Origin of the sequence: Mesorhizobium sp. C264A, from assembly GCF_040324515.1 — a bacterium.
Taxonomy (GTDB): domain Bacteria; phylum Pseudomonadota; class Alphaproteobacteria; order Rhizobiales; family Rhizobiaceae; genus Mesorhizobium.
This window is the reverse complement of record NZ_JAMYVY010000002.1, coordinates 1,226,789-1,243,381: the sequence shown is the minus strand read 5'-3', so window position 1 is coordinate 1,243,381 and position 16,593 is coordinate 1,226,789. Positions and strand designations below refer to the sequence as shown.

Here is a 16,593-nt window from a genome sequence, read left to right as displayed (position 1 = left end):
GGAGAACAGCATGATCCGGATTGCCGGCTTGGCAGGCCTTGCCCTGCTTCTGGCCACCAGCACCTTCGCCCAGGAGGCCGATCAACCGCTGCTGACCGGCAAGGACGCTTTCGGCGACTGGAAGGCCGACAAGCCAGGTGTGCGCCGGCTGATCAAGCCGGATGATCTGCAAAAGCCCAACATGACCGAATCCGCCTCCAACAGCGCCGGCCTTGGCGATCGGCCCGAGGGCGCGAAGCCCGTCCTGCTGCCTGGGTTTTCGGCCGAACTGGTTGCTTCCGGCATTTCCAATCCGCGGGTCGTGCGCGTGGCGCCGAACGGCGACCTGTTCGTCGCCGACAGCGACGCCAACCAGATCCGCGTCTATCGGCTGGCCAAGGGTAGCGCGAAGCCGGCCGAAGAGGGCATTTTTGCCGACAATCTCAACCAGCCCTATGGCATCGCCTTCTACCCGCCTGGCGACAAGCCGCAATGGGTCTACGTCGCCAACAACGACAGCGTGGTCCGCTACGCCTATCGCGACGGCGACCTTAAAGCCTCTGGCGAACCGGAGACGATTGTCTCCGACATCCCTACCGGCGGCCACTGGACCCGCGATATCTCCTTCTCGCCGGACGGGAAGACGCTGTATCTCTCGGTCGGCTCCGGTTCTAACGTCGCGGAGGGCATGGGGAAGGCACCGAATAGCGGCCTTGACGCCTGGGCAAAATCACAGCCACTCGGCGCCACCTGGGGTTCCGAGGATGGCCGTGCCGACGTGCTGGCCTTCGGCCCCGACGGCAAGAATGGCCGCATCCTCGCTACCGGCCTGCGCAATTGTTCGGGCATGACCGTGCAACCGGCCACCGGCGCGCTGTGGTGTGTCGTCAACGAGCGCGACGGTCTCGGCGACGATGTGCCGTTCGAATATGCCACCTCAGTCAAGGACGGCGCCTTCTATGGCTGGCCCTGGTATTATATCGGCGCCAACGAGGACCCGCGTCACGAGGGCGCGCGCCCAGACCTCGCCGGCTCGGTCGCCGTGCCCGACGTGCTGATGCAGGCGCATTCGGCGCCGCTCAACATCGCCTTCTATGACGGCGGCAATTTTCCGGCCGAGTACAAGGGCGATGCTTTCGTCGCCCTGCACGGCTCCTGGAACCGTGGTATGAGGACCGGCTACAAGGTGGTGCGGCTGAGATTCAGCGACGGCAAGCCGACCGGCGAGTACCAGGATTTCATCACCGGCTTCGTCCTCTCCGACGACGCCGTCTGGGGCCGGCCGGTCGGCGTCGCGGTGGCCAAGGACGGCGCGCTTATCGTAACCGAGGATGGCAACGGCACCATCTGGCGCATCACCCATGTCGATGGCCCATCCTGAGCCGGCGAACAGCGCAATCCGGCCCTAATGCACGTCCCGATGGATCACCTTGGGATAGGTATGGATCACCTCGGCCGATGAGCGCGGTCATCGAAACCGGTATCCCTGAGATTGAAGAGGCCGACCGAGCCGAAGGACTTCTTCGCCCCTTGCGCGAAGCGGCCGCCGCTGAAATCGTGTTCGTAAAGCGTCACCGTGACGTGGCCGGCATTGAGCTTCGGCACGTAAACACTGCTGATGGTGTCGTTGGCGACGCCAAGCTGGTTGACGTTGAAGCGATAGAGGTCCTGCACCATGCGCCGGGCCGCATTGCCATTGATCATCCAGTATTCGCGGCGCGATGCGCGATGAGTTTGAGCGGCGCCTTGCGGCCAAGCCCGAGCCAGTGCTCGAACACCATCACATTGGCGCCCCACGGATAGGGATAGTTGGACTTGTCGATGATGCGTGGCGGGCCATCCTCGGCAACCTCGGCGGTATCGACATAGTCCAGCCATTGCAGCTGGAACGACGCTTCCACGTTGAGGTCGGTACTGCGCGGATCGGCAGCGATGATGCGCCAGTCGGAGACCGGCGGATATTTGGTGTGGAGGTCGATGTAGAATTCGCCTTTGGCGGTGTCGTCGGGGTCCATCTTTTGCGGTCCGTCACGCTCCATCGCCACCAGCCGCACCTTGAACCGGTTGTTGACGACCAGCGGATAGATCATCGGACGAATGGGGTGAGCGCCAAGGTTCCGGCTGTCGGTAAAATATCCAGTCTGCGGAACGACATCGCTATCGCCCTTGTCGAACAGGCTGAAAGCCTGACGCCCCTCGAATGACCGGCTTTCATGTCCTGCTTGGCGCAATCGAATCCGTTTTGCCGTTGCAGGCTTTCATGGCATCAGAGCGGCTCAGGAGGTGCGACCGTCATGACCCTCACCGGCTTCCTTGCCTATAGTGCTGCGCTGGGCATCGCCGCCGCCATTCCCGGCCCCGGCGTCACCGCGCTTGTGGCGCGGGCGCTCGGATCCGGCTTCCGCTCGTCGCTGGCGATGTCGTTCGGCCTGATGCTCGGCGACCTCATTTATCTCACCGCGGTGGTGCTCGGCCTTGCCTTTGTCGCGCAAAGCTTCGGCATGGTGTTTCTCGCCATCAAATGGCTGGGCGTCGCCTATCTCGCCTTCCTCGGCTGGCGTTTCTGGACGGCCGGGATCACGCCCGAGACTGTCGAGGCCAGGAAAGGCAAGGGCGGTCTGGTATCGAGCTTCCTTGCCGGCCTCACCGTCACGCTGGGCAACCCGAAGACGATGATCTTCTACCTCGCCATCACGCCAACCATCGTCGACCTGAAGACCATCACGCTCGCCGACTACGGCATCCTGGTCGCGCTCACCGTTATCGTGCTCTTCGTGGTGCTTGTGCCCTATCTGGCGCTGGCCGCCAAGGCGCGCTGGTTCCTGAAATCGCCGCGCGCGCTGAAGGCGCTGAACCGCACCGCCGCCGGCTTCATGGTGGGCGCGGCCGCAGCCATTGCCGCACGTCAGTAGATCGGTTCAGGCAATTCATTCCGCCGATCGGTCCATCCGGAAATGCGGCTTCGGAAGGCAAGCGTTTTCAGCAAGCGGCCCACTCGATATTTTCGGCCGGCAGCCTATCTTGCGCGGACGAAAGCCTTATTCTGTCCGCCGACGCCAATTGCCTGATCTGATTTGGGAGCGAAACCAATGAGCAAGCCTTCCGCGCGCGTGCCCGGCCGCGGCCGTGTCTACAACTCGATCACCGAGACGATCGGCGACACGCCGCTGGTGCGGCTCGACAAGTTCGCCAAGGAGAAGGGCGTCGTTGCCAACCTTCTTGCCAAGCTCGAATTCTTCAATCCGATCGCCTCGGTCAAGGACCGCATCGGCGTTTCGATGATCGAGGCGCTGGAAGCGTCGGGCCGGATCAAACCCGGCAAGACGACGCTGATCGAGCCGACCTCCGGGAATACCGGTATCGCGCTCGCCTTCGCCGCCGCCGCCAAGGGCTACAAGCTGATCCTGACCATGCCCGAAACCATGTCGGTGGAGCGCCGCAAGATGCTGGCGCTGCTCGGCGCCGAACTGGTGCTGACGGAAGGGCCGAAAGGCATGAAGGGCGCCATCGCCAAGGCCGACGAGCTGGCCGCCACCTTGCCCGACGCCGTCATCCCGCAGCAGTTCGAAAACCCGGCCAACCCGGAGATCCACCGCCGCACCACCGCCGAGGAGATCTGGAACGACACCGATGGCGGGGTCGACATCTTCGTCGCCGGCATCGGCACCGGCGGCACCATCACCGGTGTCGGCCAGGTGCTGAAGCAGCGCAAGCCTTCGGTGCATGTCGTCGCCGTCGAGCCCGAGGCCTCGCCGGTGCTGTCGGGCGGCCAGCCCGGCCCGCACAAGATCCAGGGCATCGGCGCCGGCTTTGCGCCCAAGATCCTCGACACTTCGATCTATGACGAGATCGTCAAGGTCTCCAACGAGGATTCGGTCGCCAACGCCCGCCTCGTCGCCCGCCTTGAAGGCGTGCCGGTCGGCATCTCGTCGGGCGCCGCCCTGCAAGCGGCGATCGTCGTCGGGTCGCGGCCGGAGAACAAGGGCAAGAACCTGGTGGTGATCATCCCGTCCTTCGCCGAGCGCTATCTGTCGACGATCCTGTTCGACGGGCTGGGCGCTTAGTTTTCGCGGAGCGGGAAGGACGGATAGGTAGCGATCCGTACCTCCTTCTGTCCCGCCGACACCTCCAGCACTTGCTCCGTCTGGACCGCACAAAATACCGCGTGGCACCGGGCCGACCCGCTTGAGCGCGGCGCTCTGCCGGTGCAAATCTCCAACGGCCCGCGTGGGCCGGGGAGGACATTCATGTACAGACTTTACACGCGCCCAGGCAGTGGCGGTTTCGTCGTCGAGGCCGCATTGGCGCTGGCAAACGCGCAATTCGACCAGATCGATGTGCCCAAGAAGGATCCGCCGGACCCGGCTTTCCTCGACATCAGCCCGTTGAATCAGGTTCCGGTGCTGACCTTGCCCAACGGTCAATCGATAACCGAATCGGCGGCGATCTGCATCCTGCTTGCCGAGCGCCATCCGGAGGCGGGTCTGGCACCGGCCGCCGGATCCCCGGATCGCGCCGGTTTCCTGCGCTGGATGGCGTTCATGTCGTCGGTGCTCTACCCCGCCATCCTGCGCCTCTACTATGCCCATCGCTACACCACCGATGCCGACGGCAAGAAAGCCGTCAAGCAGGCAGCCATTGCCGAGATGGACCGCGGCTTCGCCATTGTCGATGCAGCCCTGGAGAGGCGCGGCTGGCTGGTCGGCGACGCGATGTCGCTGGCCGACATCTACCTCGTCATGCTGGTGGCCTGGCACCCCGACATGGACAAGGCGCGGGCCGACTGGCCGAACATCGAACGCTTATGGTCGGCGCTGCGCGCGCATCCGCTGATAAAACGGCTCAACACCGCGCATGAGATGTGGCCGGCCTGAACGACGCTTCAATTTCGCAGGATCGCCCGTTTCGCCTGCAGGAAGCGGCGCACGGCGGGGTCGCGTTCAAGGCCGATCGCCCGGTCATAGGCTTCGACCGCTTGCGCCGCATTGCCGAGCCTGGCCAGCAGGCCGGCGCGGGCGGCCCAGTAGGGCTGGTAGTCGTTGAGCCGCTTGTCGTCGCCCAGCACGTAGAGCGCCGCCAGTCCTGCCGCCGCCCCTTCGCCCTCGGCAATCGCCACGGCGCGGTTGATCGAAATCACCGGCGAACCTGATATCGCCGACAGCGCATCGTAGAAGTTACGGATCGCCGCCCAATCGGTTTGGCCGGTCCGTCGCCGCGTCGCATGCACCGATTGTACCGCCGCTTCGAGCTGGTAGCGGCCGATGACGCCCATGGTGGCGGCGTGGCCCAGCAGCGCCTCGGCTTCGTTGATCAGCGCGTGATCCCAAAGACGGCAATCCTGTTCGGCGAGCGGCACATAATCTCCAGCCGCATCGCGCCGCGCCGGGCGGCGCGCCTCGGCAAACAGCATCAGCGCCAGCAGGCCGAGCGCTTCCGGTTCGTCCGGCATCAGGGATGCCACCAGCCGCCCGAGCCAGATGCCTTCGGTCGCCAGATTGCGCGCTCTCGTCTCGGTCCCTGCCGGGTCGGTCCAGCCTTCGGCGAAAGCCGCGTAGATCGCTTCCAGCACCGTTTCCAGCCGCTCGCCGAGTTCGGCGCGATCCGGCACGCGGAACGGAATGCCGATCTCGCGGATGCGGCTCTTGGCGCGCACCAGACGCTGGCCCATCGTCGCCGGCGAAACCAGGAAGGCCGAGGCGATCGTCGCCGCGTCGAAACCCAGAACCGTTTGCAGGATCAGCGGCGCCCGCACGCTGGCTTCGATTGCCGGATGCGCACAGGCAAACATCAGCCTGAGACGTTCGTCGGGCAGGTCTTCGTCTTCCATGCTCGCCTCCATCTCCTCGGCCATCAGCTTGAGATGGTCGCGGCTCGCCTCGCTGGTCAGCCGACGGCGCACCGCATCGACACCACGGCGGCGCGCGACGGCCAGCAGCCATGCCTCAGGCTTCTCAGGCACGCCGGTCTGTGGCCAGCGCTCCAGCGCCGCGGCAAAGGCCTCGGCCAGCGCGTCCTCGGCGCCGGCCACGTCGCGGGTGCGCGCCGCTAGCCAGGCGACCAGCTTGCCGTAACTCTGCCGGGCGGCCGCTTCGGCCGCCGCCCGCGCGATCTCCGGGCGACTGTCCATCACATTGTCATTTCTTGGGCATGTAGTCGGCCATTTCCCAGATCGGCCGCAACTCGACCGTGCCGGCGCTCGCCGCCGGACAGCGCGCCGCCCAGTCGATGGCGGTATCGATATCGGCCGCCTCGATCATGTAGAAGCCGGCAAGCTGCTCCTTGGTGTCGGCATAGGGGCCGTCGATCACGTTGGTCTTGCCGTCTGTGATCCGCACCGAGGTGGTCGCCTGGGTCGGGCGCAACCGTTCGCCGGCGAGCCATGCGCCGGATTTCTTCAACGCTTCGGTATAGGCGGCATATGCTGCGCTCATCTGCTGAGCCTTCTCGATTGGCGTGTTCGCCTGCGCGGCTTCGTCGCTGTTGATCAAAAGCATGTATCGCATGGGTCTTCTCCCGTGGTTTCGAAGGCCGCGTCCTAGCGGGGCCAGACGTATGTCGCGCGGCGGCGGCCGATTTCGACAGGCTTCAGAAAAAACTTTCGCCTCCGCCAGGAGATTTCGCAAGGACCAGATGTTCCTCCGTCTGCTGGCGGATGACCGGCAGCGGACTGGCCGTGGCTCCGCACAGCACTATCCTCTGTCGTTGGCGGGCACGTCACACGAGGCATGGGAGAAGAGAATGGAACTCGTGACCCACAAGAAATTCAAGAACGGCCGGTTGATGCCATGGGGCAAAGGCAAGGTCGTCAGCGGTGCGAAAGGCACCGTCTATCTCTGCGGCAACACCGCGACATCGGCTGACTACGATCCGGCCGGCAAGAAGGGTGGCGGCTTCGCCGGCGATGCCGCGGCGCAGTGGCGGGAAGTTCTCGGCAACATCAAATCGGATCTGGAAGAACTTGGCAGCGGGCTCGACCATCTCATCAGGCTGACCTTTTTCGTCAAAGGGCCATTTCCCGACGGCGGCGTCCTCAGCTCGCCTAATTTTCGTCTCGACGTGCTGGACGCGTTTTTCGCCGAGCATTGTCCGAAGCATTGCAGCGACAACAATCCGCCGCCTTCGGAGGTAATCGGCGTCGCAGCGCTTGCCCAGGCAGACATCGTCATCGAGATCGTCGCCGTCGCGGCGCTGCCGGACTGAGGCGCGAACGAACAGGCCGGCCTTGCGCGACGTCGCCGTTGCGATCGAAGCGCGTCGGCACGAGCGGCGGCGCCGCGCCGGTGCGGGTTTTGCACCAGGCCTCGGCTTTGGCCAGTGAGCGCCCGGCGACGAGCAGGATTAGGCGTGGCTCGCTCTCCAGCAATTGCATGATGCGGCCGCCGAAAATGCCATAGCCGCCAACGACCAGAAGCCTCATGGCGCCGCTCTTTTTGCGTATGTCGTTTTCCCGGAACCGAGGTCACTTTTGGGTGACAGGCGATTAGCCGATCACGCGCGCACGTATCGCGGCGGACAGGATCTCGCAACTGTCCTTGCGGCCGAACATGGCGTAGCGGTTTTTGGCGATGCGTTCGTAGAGCCAGTCACGCAAGGGGCGCGGGATGAGCAGCAGGGCCTTCGCCGCCCGCCACGGCCAGCCGAGTTCGGCCATCACCGCGATGAAACTGTCCAGCCGCATGAAGGGAGCGCCGCCGACAAGGACCAGATTGGTCTCGTAGCTGTCGGTGCGCAGCCCGTATCTCTGGAACAGCGCCTCGCCGAAGGGCGACTGCGCCGTGGCGAAGCGGAAGCGGTTTTTGCGGTCGAGCCCGACCACCGTGCGTACGAAGCCCGAGCACAGCACGCAGACGCCGTCGAAAACGATCAATGGCTGGCTGGCATCGAAGGGTTCAGGAGAAGAAGTCACGGGACGTCCGGCAGCTTGTGTCTTCAGACACTAAGCCCGCCGGCAGCGGGATCAAAGCCGCGGCGTTGTCGCACGGCTTCTCGCGGCCAGCGCGGGGCGCTCGGCGCGATAGGTGGTTGCGCGGGGATCGGCCTCCGGTCTGCAGATCCGGCTGTCGTGACGCGTTTCGAATGTCATGATCAATGCGCGCCGAGCGAGCTGCCGCGACGGGCGCAGGCCGGACCCGGGCCGCGCATGTAGTAGCGCTCCGGCCGATAGGTCGGCGCGATGAACTCGCGGATGGCGGCGGCATAGCCGGCGATGTGGCCCCAGAATTTCATTTTACTCAAGTCCCTGTCCCGATTTTCGGATGTCCCGTCCGATTGCGGGGATCATAGCGTCGAGGCGTGAATAGTCGGTGAACACGATGTTAATCTTTGGTCGAAAACCCCATGCTTCGTGGCCGGAATGCGGCTGTTTGGGGGTCTTTCGGTGTGGTTCGTCGCCATTTCCGGCATTGTGACTTTTGCATCACATATGTTTCGTATGGATGTCGCTTGAGCGCGGTTCTGTTTCAGATTTGGCGAGCCTCTCGAAATTTCCATGCTCGCTGCCGAAATGCCCCTGGCTGCGCGCCCGGAACCGGAACGGGCCTTGCCCGTTCTCGCTTGAACCGCATCGCGCAGGAGTTCGCCATGGCACCTCGCCCCGCCTGGAAGGGCTATCTGAAACTGTCGCTGGTCACCTGCGCTGTCGAACTGACCAACGTCGTCACCCACGCCGAAAAAGTTTCGTTCCGGGTGCTCAACCGCAAGACCGGCAACACGGTCAAGCGCATCTATGTCGATTCTGAAACCGGCAAGCCGCTGGGCGATGGCGACGAGATCAGGGGCTATGAGGTGAGCCCCGGTGAGTTCGTCCATATCGAGGACGAAGAGATCGAAGCGGTGCAGATCGAGTCCTCGCACACGATGGCGCTGGATGGCTTCGTCGACAAAGCCTCGATAGAGCAGATCTATCTCGACACGCCCTATTATGTCACGCCCGCCGACAAGGTGTCGGAGGAGGCCTTTGCCGTCATTCGCGATGCCATGGCGGACAAGAAGATGGCCGGGCTGGCGCGCGTCGTGCTCTATAGCCGCGAGCGGCCCGTAGTCATCGAGCCGCGCGGCAAAGGCATGGTGCTGACCACCTTGCGCTACGGCAACACGGTGCGGGAGCCGGAGAGCATCTTCGGCGACATCAAGGCGGTGAAGACCGACCAGGAGATGACCGATATGGCCGAACGCATCATCGACCAGAAGAAGGGGAAGTTCGATCCGTCGACATTCGAGGACAAGTATGAGGACGCGCTGCTCGAACTGATCCGCGCCAAGAAGGCCGGCAAGAAGGCTCCGAAAGCGCAGGCCGCGCCCAAGCCGTCCAATGTCGTCAATCTGTTCGACGCGCTGAAGAAGAGCCTGTCCGATGGCGGCCAGGCGGAAGGCCCGGCGAAGAAGGCCAAGCCGGCGGCAAAAAGCGGCAAGGCGAAAGCTTCTGCGCCCAAGCGCAAGTCGGCTTGAGGGTCGGCGCCGTGGCCAGCCTCGAACAATATCAGTCCAAGCGCGATTTCAAGAAGACGGCCGAGCCGGCGGGCAAGGTCGCGCGCGGCAAGCAGCCCGGCGGCATCTTCGTCGTCCAGAAGCACGACGCGACCAGGCTGCACTATGATTTCCGCCTCGAGCATGAGGGCGTGTTGTGGAGCTGGGCGGTGACGCGGGGCCCGAGCCTCGACCCGCACGAGAAGCGGCTGGCCGTGCATGTCGAGGACCACCCGATCGACTATGCCGGCTTCGAGGGCACCATTCCCAAGGGCGAGTATGGCGGCGGCACCGTCATCGTCTGGGACGAAGGCACATGGACGCCAGAGATCGACCCGGCCAAGGCGATGAAGAAGGGCCATATCGACTTCGAACTCAACGGCCAGAAGCTGAATGGGCGGTGGCATCTGGTCAGGTTAAGACCCCGCCCGGGCGAAAAGCGCGACAACTGGCTGCTGATCAAATCCGACGATGCCGCCGCCCGCCCCGGCGAGGATATCCTGAAGGACGCACCGAAATCGGTGAAGTCCGGCCTGACCATCGAAGAGGTCGCGGAAGGCAAGACCGCCGACGGCAAGAAGCCGAAGGTCTGGCACTCCAACAAGCCCGCGGCATCCAGCAAGGCGAAAGCCGGCAAGCGCCTCGACTTCGTCGAGCCGCAGCTGGCGACGCTGGAGCGCGAGGCGCCGCCCGGCGAGGACTGGCTGCATGAGGTGAAGTTCGACGGGTACCGCATGCAGGCGCAGATCGCCGGCACGGAGGTGCGGCTGCTGACCCGCACCGGCCTCGACTGGACGGGGAAATTCGGCCCCGAGATCGTCGCGGAACTCGCCCAGCTGAAATGCAGCGACGCCATCATCGATGGCGAGATCGTCGTGCTCGCCGACAGCGGCGTTTCGTCCTTCTCGCTGCTGCAGCAGGATCTCTCCGCCAATCGAACCGACCGCTTCACCTACTATGTGTTCGACCTGATGCGGCTTGACGGCAAGGATTTGCGCCGCGAGCCGCTGGTCGAGCGCAAGCAGGCGCTGCAGGAGCTGCTCGGCGAGACGGCCGAAAATGCCGCCGTCCGCTTCAGCGACCATTTCGCTGAGCCCGGCAAGATCATGCTGCAGCACGCCTGCCGCATGGGCCTCGAAGGCATCGTCTCCAAGCGCGCCGATGCGCCCTACCGCAGCGGCCGTGGCCCAAGCTGGGTGAAATCGAAATGCACGGCCCGCCAGGAATTCGTCATCGGCGGGTATCTGCCCTCGGACAAGACCGGCCGCGGCCTGCGTTCGCTGCTGCTCGGCTACCACGAGGGCGGCAAGCTCCACTATGCCGGCCGCGTCGGCACGGGCTTCACAGCCAGGAGCGCCACCGATCTGAAGAAAAAACTCGATGCGCTGAAGGCAGACGCCTCGCCCTTTGCCGCCGCCGTGCCGAAGGGCAAGGGTTTGGTCTGGGTCAGGCCCGAACTTGTCGGCGAAGTGGAGTTCCGCAGCTGGACGTCGGACCGTATAATACGCCACGCGTCGTTCCAGGGACTGCGCGAGGACAAGCCGGCGGAGGAAGTCGTGCAGGAAAAGGCATCGAAGGCGGCGAACAAGGCAAAGCCGGCGGCAAGCAGCGCCGGCAAGGCCGCCGGGGCTAAGGCGCCCGCGACGATCACGACCAGCGTAAAACTATCCCATCCCGACAAGCTGCTGTGGCCCGAGGAGAAAATATCCAAACAGACCTTGCTCGAACACTACGCGCTGGTCTGGCCGCGCATGGAGCAGTTCATCGTCAACCGGCCGCTCAGCCTGGTCCGGGCGCCGGATGGCATCGGCGGCCCGCGCTTCTTCCAGAAACATGCTTCGGCCGGCATGAGCGACAAGATCGCCCGGATGAAGGATCCAACCGATGGCGAGGAAATCCTGTTCATCCGCGATTTCGACGGCCTTGCCGCCTTGGTCCAGTATGGCGTGGTCGAGGTCCACATCTGGGGCTGCAAGATCGAGGAGCTGGAAAAGCCGGATCAGATCATCTTCGATCTCGATCCCGATGAAGGCGTCGACGTCAAGGCGGTGCGCGAGGCCGCGCTCGACATCAGAGGCAAGCTCGACGATCTGTCGCTGCCGAATTTCGTCAAGCCGTCAGGCGGCAAGGGCTATCACGTGCTGGTGCCGCTGAAGCCGTCGGCGGACTGGGAGGCGGTCAAAACCTTCTCGCATGATTTCGCCAAGGCGCTGGAGCAGGCCGCGCCCGACCGCTACACGGCGACGCTGTCGAAAAAGGCGCGCACCGGAAAAATCTTCGTCGACTATCTGCGCAACGGCCGGGGTTCGACCACCGTCGCGCCCTACTCTTCCCGCGCCAAGAAGGGCGCGACGGTGTCGATCCCGGTGACGTGGGCGGAGGTTGAAAAGGGGCTGGCGCCGAATTCCTTCCCGATCGGCGACAAGACGACGCTGAAGGAACTAGCGGAGGCCGATCCGTGGGCGGATTTCTTCGAGCAGGGGAAGGTGCTGAAGCGGGGGTGAGCGTCGCGCGCCTCACCGGCTACGCAAGCGTTCCGTCACACCCCCCTCTGGCCGGCAGGCCAGAGGGGGGTGCTGTCCCGCCAGCGTCGCCCAATTAGCGCCGCCGAACCTCTAACCCAAAAACACCCGCTCGAACGCCTGCTTCCCCGGCGGTGAAAACACCACCGCGCGGCTGTCCTTCTCCCGCCTTGCCCATTTCTCCGACAGGATCTTGTCCAGAATAGCCCCGCCGAGCGTTCCCGCGAGGTGCGAGCGGCGCACGCTCCAGTCGAGACAGGCGCGGCAGACCGGCCGGCGCGGCTTGGCGCCGACATCGATACCGAGGGCCGAAAAATATGACGCCGCCGACGGCCCGAGCCTGATCTCCCCCGGCCGGATCTGCCCCGGCCTGATCTCCCCGAGCCTGATCTCCTTATCGTCGCGCAACAGGATGCCGCGCGCGACGAGCCGGTCGAGCATCGCCACCGCCTGTTCGCCGGCGAGGTGGTCGTAGCAGACGCGGGCCACGCGCATGGCGCCGTCGCGCGGGCCGGGCCGCACCCGCTTGGGGCCGACCGCTTCGGCCACCCCGGTGATCGCCTCGATCATGCCGGCAACCTGCGGCCCGGCGAGGCCGTAATAGCGATGCCGTCCCTGGCTGGCCAAAGTTAAAAGCCCGCCCTCCATCAGTTTCGACAGATGCGAGGACGCCGTCGGCAGCGAGACGCCGGCCTCCAGCGCCAGTTCGCTCGCCGTCAAAGCCGTGCCGCCCATCAGCGCATTCAGCATGTTTGCCCGCGCCGGATCGCCGACCAGGCTGGCGATGCGGGCAATGTCGGGTCCTTCACGCATAGTTAGGTCTCCATCGAAGCATTCTCGTCAGATAAGCATTATTGTCGGGCGGGATCAAGGAGAACGCCGATGCCAACCGCTTCCGCCCCACTCGCCAGCCGCCGGCGGTTTCCATTCGTCACCTGGCTGCAACGGCGGCTGCTCGCCCGCTGGTACGACCGCCATGTGCAGCAGCTCGACCTCGCGGAGGTCGACGACCATCTGCTGCGCGATCTCGGCCTGACCGGTGAGGATGTGCGCCGCGAATGCGCAAAATCCTTCTCGCAGGCCTGACCGCCAGCACGTTTGCCTAGCAGACCCTGCGGCACAACGTTTCGAGGCCGCTCGAACTATCCACGCGAAACCCAAGGAGATCACGATGACCATCACTTGCTTCATCCGCTATGAGATCGACCCGTTCGGCAAGCCGGCCTTCGAGCAATATGCCAAGGCCTGGGGCCAGGCGATCCCGCGCTGCGGCGCCGATCTGATCGGCTACTACGCCCCGCATGAGGGCTCGGCCACCACCGCCTACGCCGCCTACAACATCGACAGCCTCGCTGCCTATGAGGCCTACCGCGCTCGTCTCGCCGCCGATCCGGCGGGCAAGGCCAATTACGAATTCGCCCGCCGCGAAAAGTTCATCTTGAAAGAGGACCGCATCTTCCTGAAGCTGGTGTCGGGGCCGCATGGACCGCGGCAGCTGTTCCAGACCGCGGTCAAGGAGGAGATATGATCGCTGTCATCTTCGAGGTGCAGCCGGCTGAGGGAAAGCGCGATGCCTATCTCGGCATCGCCGCGGAACTGCGGCCGCTGCTCAGCGGCATCGATGGCTTCATCTCGATCGAGCGCTTTCAGAGCCTGGGCGATCCCAACCGGGTCCTGTCACTGTCCTTCTGGCGCGACGAGGAAGCGGTGAAAGCCTGGCGCAATACGGAAGAGCATCGGCAGGCGCAGCATGCGGGTCGCGGCGGAATATTTGCCGGCTACCGGCTGCGCATTGCGCATGTGGTGCGGGATTACGGGCTGACGGAGAGGGACGAGGCGCCAGAGGATAGCAGGGCGGTGAATGGGTGACTAGGTATCGGCGTCGCGCCAGGCCCCCTCATCCGGCCGCTTCGCGGCCACCTTCTCCCCGCTGGGGAGAAGAGACTGGCGCAGGCTTCGAAAATCTCCTCTCCCCTCGGGGAGAGGTCAGCCGAGCGAAGCGGAGGCTGGGTGAGGGGGCGCTTGGCGCTCACGCATTCCCGATCAGCACCCCGGCCGCAAACACCAGCGCCCCGCCCAGCACCACCTGAAACGCCGCGCGCAGGAACGGGGTCTGCATGTAGCGGTTCTGCACGAAGGCGATCGCCCACAATTCGAAGAACACCACCACGGCCGCCACCGCCGTCGCCGTCCAGAAATGCGGGATGATGTAAGGCAGCGCGTGGCCCAGCCCACCCAGCGTCGTCATGATGCCGACGGTCAGTCCGCGCTTGATCGGCGAGCCACGCCCTGACAATTTGCCATCGTCGGAAGCGACCTCCGTAAAGCCCATCGAGATGCCGGCGCCGATCGAGGCGGCGAGGCCAACCAGCAGCGTCTGCCAGGTGTCGTGCGTGGCAAACGCTGCGGCAAAGATCGGCGCCAGCGTCGACACCGAGCCGTCCATCAGCCCGGCAAGCCCGGGCTGCACATAGGTCAGGATGAACTGGCGTTGCTCGGCGCTGGCTTCCTCGTCCTTCACCTCGCCCGGCACAAGTTTCTGCTCCAGCCGATGCGCCGAATTCTCATGGCTTTGCTCGGCCGCGGCCAGGTCGCCGAGCAGTTTCCGGGTCGAGGCATCGCCGGTGCGCTTGGCCGCCTCGACATAGAAGCGATAGGCCTGCCGCTCCATCTCTTCGGCTTGGCGCCGCACATGCTCGATGCCGAGCGGCCGCACCAGCCAGTCGGGCTTGCGCTCGTAATAGCCTTTCACGTGCTCGCGGCGCAGCAACGGAATGCGCTCGCCGAAACGCTTGCGGTAGAGCTCGATCAGGGAATCGCGATGGCCGTCCTCCTCCTCCGCCATCGCCTCGAACACTTTCGCCGATTGCGGAAAACTGTCCGCCAGCCCGTCGGCATAGGCGCGGTAGATGCGCCCGTCATCCTCTTCGGATGAAATTGCCAGGGCCAGGATCTCCTGTTCCGACAGCGTTTCGAAAGGACGGCGGCCGAAACCGAAGACACGGGAAAGCATGAGAAATTCACCCCAGTTTAGAACAATTCTAAACTAGGCGCTGCAGTCTCCGCGGTCAATCACCAGTCAAGAAATGTTGAAGCGCCGGATTGCAACGCGCCCTTCATTATCAGCAAATGTTCGCCTATATCGGTCGCGATACGCAAGCGAAAGGCATGAGCAAGATGACGGCAAAGCCGCACGACCACTTCGATCCGAAACCCATCCTCGATCTGATCGCCAGCATCGAGGCCGATTTGCAACGGCTGAAAGGCCTGGTCGAACAGCAGGTCGAAAAATTCGACCCCGCCAATCCGCACAACAAGGCGCCCGACGGCAAACTGACCGAGGAGGGCGTCGAATGCTGCTACCGCCTGTTCGACGAAGGCAAGTCGCGCTACTCGGTCGCCCAGCAGATGAAGATCTCGTTTGCCGCCGCCACGCACCGGTTCAATTCCTGGCGCAAGGCGGGCGGGCCGAAGCGGCAGAGGGCGTTGCTGGGATAATTGGCGAAAGCCGCGGGGAAACCCGATCTCCCCCCTCGTGGGGGTTGAGGAGTGGTCCGCGCAGCGGACGGAAAGCCAACTGCTTGGCTTTCCGAGCGACGAACGGCCGGCAGGCCAGAGGGGGGCGCTGTCCCGCCGACCTTTCCCTGCCTAGCCCAGCACGGTTCAGGATGCGCCTCCAAGCCCAGCCGCAATCACAATATGCTGGCAGACATTGTCGACGTCGCGGATGACGTCGTCATTCCAGAACCGCAGGACGGTCCAGCCATCTTGTTCGAGGTGCGATGTCCGCGTTTCATCACCGGGAGCCGCGCCGGCGTCCGCATGCTGGGAGCCATCGACTTCGATGACCAGCTTCTTCTCCGGGCAAGCGAAATCGACGATGTAGGCGGCAATCGGAAATTGTCGCCGGAAGCCAAGCCCCATCAGCCGGTGGGCACGAAGTTCGTTCCAGAGCTTGAGTTCGGCTGGCGTCAGGACTTTGCGCATCGATCTGGCGTTTGCGCGATGTCGAGGCGGTAGAGGCGTGTGCGGCATTACGATGCTCGGTGGTGCGGAGGCTTGCGCTCTATGGCGCCCCCCTCTGTCCTGCCGGACATCTCCCCCACTTGGGGGGAGATTGGTTGTACTTCCTACGGCGTCAGTTCAATTTCCTCCGTCTCGCCGCCATTGCAGGTGTAGCAGCAATCCTCGCATCTTTCCTTGTTGTTGGGGCCGACGCCCCAATAGGTTCCCTCGTCGCCGTCGACCCAGGCGCCGTAGCAGATGGACTCGCCCTCGTCGCACGAGACCGGGATCTGCTTGGTTTCGCCATCGTCGAGATAGAAGTCCTTGTCGTTGCCCGGCCAGACATAGTCGCGGTCCTGGCTGTAGAGCTCGAGGCGCATGGCATTGGGATGGCTGTTCTTGACGGCGAAGGTGATGTCGGCGGCATGAGCGGCCGGCGCAAACAGCGCGGCAAGCGAGAGCGCAACGACGATGCGGCGCAGACAAGTGAAGGACATGGTGTTTACCCCGAGGCAAATCGGCCCCCCGGCCGAGGGAATTCAGCATCGCATGATGGCGGCGGAGATTGAAGGGCGGGGCGTGACTGATTTTGGGGGGATTGGGAGAGGTTGGTGGAGCTGCT

22 protein-coding genes are annotated in these 16,593 nt (G+C 64.3%); 11 read left to right on the top strand and 11 right to left on the bottom strand.

All coding sequences use genetic code 11. The features are described from left to right. Positions 1 to 10 precede the first annotated feature (10 nt). Complete coding sequence (locus tag NKL04_RS25080; RefSeq protein ID WP_023702411.1) at positions 11 to 1,360, top strand: PQQ-dependent sugar dehydrogenase; 1,350 nt, start codon at positions 11 to 13, stop codon at positions 1,358 to 1,360. A gap of 65 nt (positions 1,361 to 1,425) precedes the next feature. Here the strand turns inward: NKL04_RS25080 and NKL04_RS25075 are convergent, their stop codons facing one another. Together NKL04_RS25075 and NKL04_RS25070 are read right to left on the bottom strand one after the other, a co-directional pair. Next, the gene (locus tag NKL04_RS25075; RefSeq protein ID WP_023687551.1) at positions 1,426 to 1,683 is read right to left on the bottom strand and encodes a hypothetical protein; all 258 of its coding nucleotides are present in this window, start codon (positions 1,681 to 1,683) and stop codon (positions 1,426 to 1,428) included. Next, on the bottom strand, positions 1,680 to 2,210 hold the full coding sequence (locus tag NKL04_RS25070; RefSeq protein WP_031202523.1) for a hypothetical protein: 531 nt from the start codon (positions 2,208 to 2,210) through the stop codon (positions 1,680 to 1,682). The genes NKL04_RS25075 and NKL04_RS25070 overlap by 4 nt, the downstream gene beginning before the upstream one ends. 63 nt (positions 2,211 to 2,273) lie before the next feature. Between NKL04_RS25070 and NKL04_RS25065 the strand changes: the two genes are divergently transcribed. From NKL04_RS25065 to NKL04_RS25055, 3 genes are all read left to right on the top strand, one after another. After that, positions 2,274 to 2,891, top strand: coding sequence for a LysE family translocator (locus NKL04_RS25065; protein ID WP_023698059.1), 618 nt, complete (start codon positions 2,274 to 2,276; stop codon positions 2,889 to 2,891). 177 nt (positions 2,892 to 3,068) lie between these two features. Beyond that, positions 3,069 to 4,043, top strand: coding sequence for a cysteine synthase A (cysK, locus tag NKL04_RS25060; protein WP_023702410.1), 975 nt, complete (start codon positions 3,069 to 3,071; stop codon positions 4,041 to 4,043). A 183-nt stretch (positions 4,044 to 4,226) separates the two neighbouring features. Next, complete coding sequence (locus NKL04_RS25055) at positions 4,227 to 4,853, top strand: glutathione S-transferase family protein (RefSeq protein ID WP_023702409.1); 627 nt, start codon at positions 4,227 to 4,229, stop codon at positions 4,851 to 4,853. An 8-nt stretch (positions 4,854 to 4,861) separates the two neighbouring features. Here the strand turns inward: NKL04_RS25055 and NKL04_RS25050 are convergent, their stop codons facing one another. Together NKL04_RS25050 and NKL04_RS25045 are read right to left on the bottom strand one after the other, a co-directional pair. Then, positions 4,862 to 6,106 carry an RNA polymerase sigma factor gene (locus NKL04_RS25050; protein WP_352724533.1) on the bottom strand — a complete coding sequence of 415 codons (1,245 nt, stop codon included), beginning with the start codon at positions 6,104 to 6,106 and terminating at the stop codon, positions 4,862 to 4,864. Positions 6,107 to 6,113: 7 nt separating this feature from the next. Beyond that, on the bottom strand, positions 6,114 to 6,482 hold the full coding sequence (locus NKL04_RS25045) for a YciI family protein (RefSeq protein ID WP_023681239.1): 369 nt from the start codon (positions 6,480 to 6,482) through the stop codon (positions 6,114 to 6,116). Positions 6,483 to 6,717: 235 nt separating this feature from the next. On the opposite strand from NKL04_RS25045, the gene NKL04_RS25040 reads away from it, so the two are divergent. Beyond that, complete coding sequence (locus NKL04_RS25040; RefSeq protein WP_031209588.1) at positions 6,718 to 7,179, top strand: RidA family protein; 462 nt, start codon at positions 6,718 to 6,720, stop codon at positions 7,177 to 7,179. On the opposite strand, the gene NKL04_RS25035 is transcribed toward NKL04_RS25040, so the two are convergent. From NKL04_RS25035 to NKL04_RS25025, 3 genes are all read right to left on the bottom strand, one after another. Beyond that, a complete protein-coding gene (locus tag NKL04_RS25035) occupies positions 7,142 to 7,396 on the bottom strand; it encodes a hypothetical protein (protein ID WP_023701911.1) in 255 nt (84 codons plus the stop codon). The genes NKL04_RS25040 and NKL04_RS25035 overlap by 38 nt on opposite strands. A gap of 63 nt (positions 7,397 to 7,459) precedes the next feature. Next, the gene (locus NKL04_RS25030) at positions 7,460 to 7,885 is read right to left on the bottom strand and encodes a thiol-disulfide oxidoreductase DCC family protein (protein ID WP_031199395.1); all 426 of its coding nucleotides are present in this window, start codon (positions 7,883 to 7,885) and stop codon (positions 7,460 to 7,462) included. A 179-nt stretch (positions 7,886 to 8,064) separates the two neighbouring features. Continuing rightward, the gene (locus NKL04_RS25025; RefSeq protein ID WP_196813601.1) at positions 8,065 to 8,214 is read right to left on the bottom strand and encodes a hypothetical protein; all 150 of its coding nucleotides are present in this window, start codon (positions 8,212 to 8,214) and stop codon (positions 8,065 to 8,067) included. Between the two features lie 345 nt (positions 8,215 to 8,559). Between NKL04_RS25025 and ku the strand changes: the two genes are divergently transcribed. After that, positions 8,560 to 9,426: a non-homologous end joining protein Ku gene (gene ku, locus NKL04_RS25020; protein WP_031209591.1), complete on the top strand. Its 867-nt coding sequence runs from the start codon at positions 8,560 to 8,562 to the stop codon at positions 9,424 to 9,426. A gap of 11 nt (positions 9,427 to 9,437) precedes the next feature. Next, a complete protein-coding gene (gene ligD / locus NKL04_RS25015) occupies positions 9,438 to 11,948 on the top strand; it encodes a DNA ligase D (protein ID WP_031209593.1) in 2,511 nt (836 codons plus the stop codon). A 111-nt stretch (positions 11,949 to 12,059) separates the two neighbouring features. Here ligD and NKL04_RS25010 read toward each other — a convergent pair whose 3' ends face one another. Next, positions 12,060 to 12,779, bottom strand: coding sequence for an ArsR/SmtB family transcription factor (locus NKL04_RS25010; RefSeq protein WP_352724529.1), 720 nt, complete (start codon positions 12,777 to 12,779; stop codon positions 12,060 to 12,062). 69 nt (positions 12,780 to 12,848) lie between these two features. Here NKL04_RS25010 and NKL04_RS25005 point away from each other — a divergent pair, with 69 nt between their 5' ends. From NKL04_RS25005 to NKL04_RS24995, 3 genes are all read left to right on the top strand, one after another. Then, positions 12,849 to 13,052, top strand: coding sequence for a DUF1127 domain-containing protein (locus NKL04_RS25005; RefSeq protein WP_023701917.1), 204 nt, complete (start codon positions 12,849 to 12,851; stop codon positions 13,050 to 13,052). 85 nt (positions 13,053 to 13,137) lie between these two features. Then, the gene (locus tag NKL04_RS25000; protein WP_023673248.1) at positions 13,138 to 13,494 is read left to right on the top strand and encodes an NIPSNAP family protein; all 357 of its coding nucleotides are present in this window, start codon (positions 13,138 to 13,140) and stop codon (positions 13,492 to 13,494) included. Beyond that, positions 13,491 to 13,835, top strand: coding sequence for an antibiotic biosynthesis monooxygenase family protein (locus NKL04_RS24995; RefSeq protein ID WP_023701918.1), 345 nt, complete (start codon positions 13,491 to 13,493; stop codon positions 13,833 to 13,835). The genes NKL04_RS25000 and NKL04_RS24995 overlap by 4 nt, the downstream gene beginning before the upstream one ends. A 160-nt stretch (positions 13,836 to 13,995) precedes the next feature. On the opposite strand, the gene mbfA is transcribed toward NKL04_RS24995, so the two are convergent. Continuing rightward, on the bottom strand, positions 13,996 to 14,979 hold the full coding sequence (mbfA, locus tag NKL04_RS24990; RefSeq protein WP_023681248.1) for an iron exporter MbfA: 984 nt from the start codon (positions 14,977 to 14,979) through the stop codon (positions 13,996 to 13,998). 164 nt (positions 14,980 to 15,143) lie between these two features. On the opposite strand from mbfA, the gene NKL04_RS24985 reads away from it, so the two are divergent. Then, positions 15,144 to 15,464 carry a hypothetical protein gene (locus NKL04_RS24985; RefSeq protein ID WP_031209595.1) on the top strand — a complete coding sequence of 107 codons (321 nt, stop codon included), beginning with the start codon at positions 15,144 to 15,146 and terminating at the stop codon, positions 15,462 to 15,464. Positions 15,465 to 15,629: 165 nt separating this feature from the next. Here NKL04_RS24985 and NKL04_RS24980 read toward each other — a convergent pair whose 3' ends face one another. Next, entirely contained in the window at positions 15,630 to 16,001 is a 372-nt protein-coding gene (locus tag NKL04_RS24980) for an endonuclease domain-containing protein (RefSeq protein ID WP_352652512.1), read from the bottom strand. A 95-nt stretch (positions 16,002 to 16,096) separates the two neighbouring features. Continuing rightward, complete coding sequence (locus NKL04_RS24975) at positions 16,097 to 16,468, bottom strand: hypothetical protein (RefSeq protein ID WP_023701920.1); 372 nt, start codon at positions 16,466 to 16,468, stop codon at positions 16,097 to 16,099. Between the last annotated feature and the right edge of the window lie 125 nt (positions 16,469 to 16,593).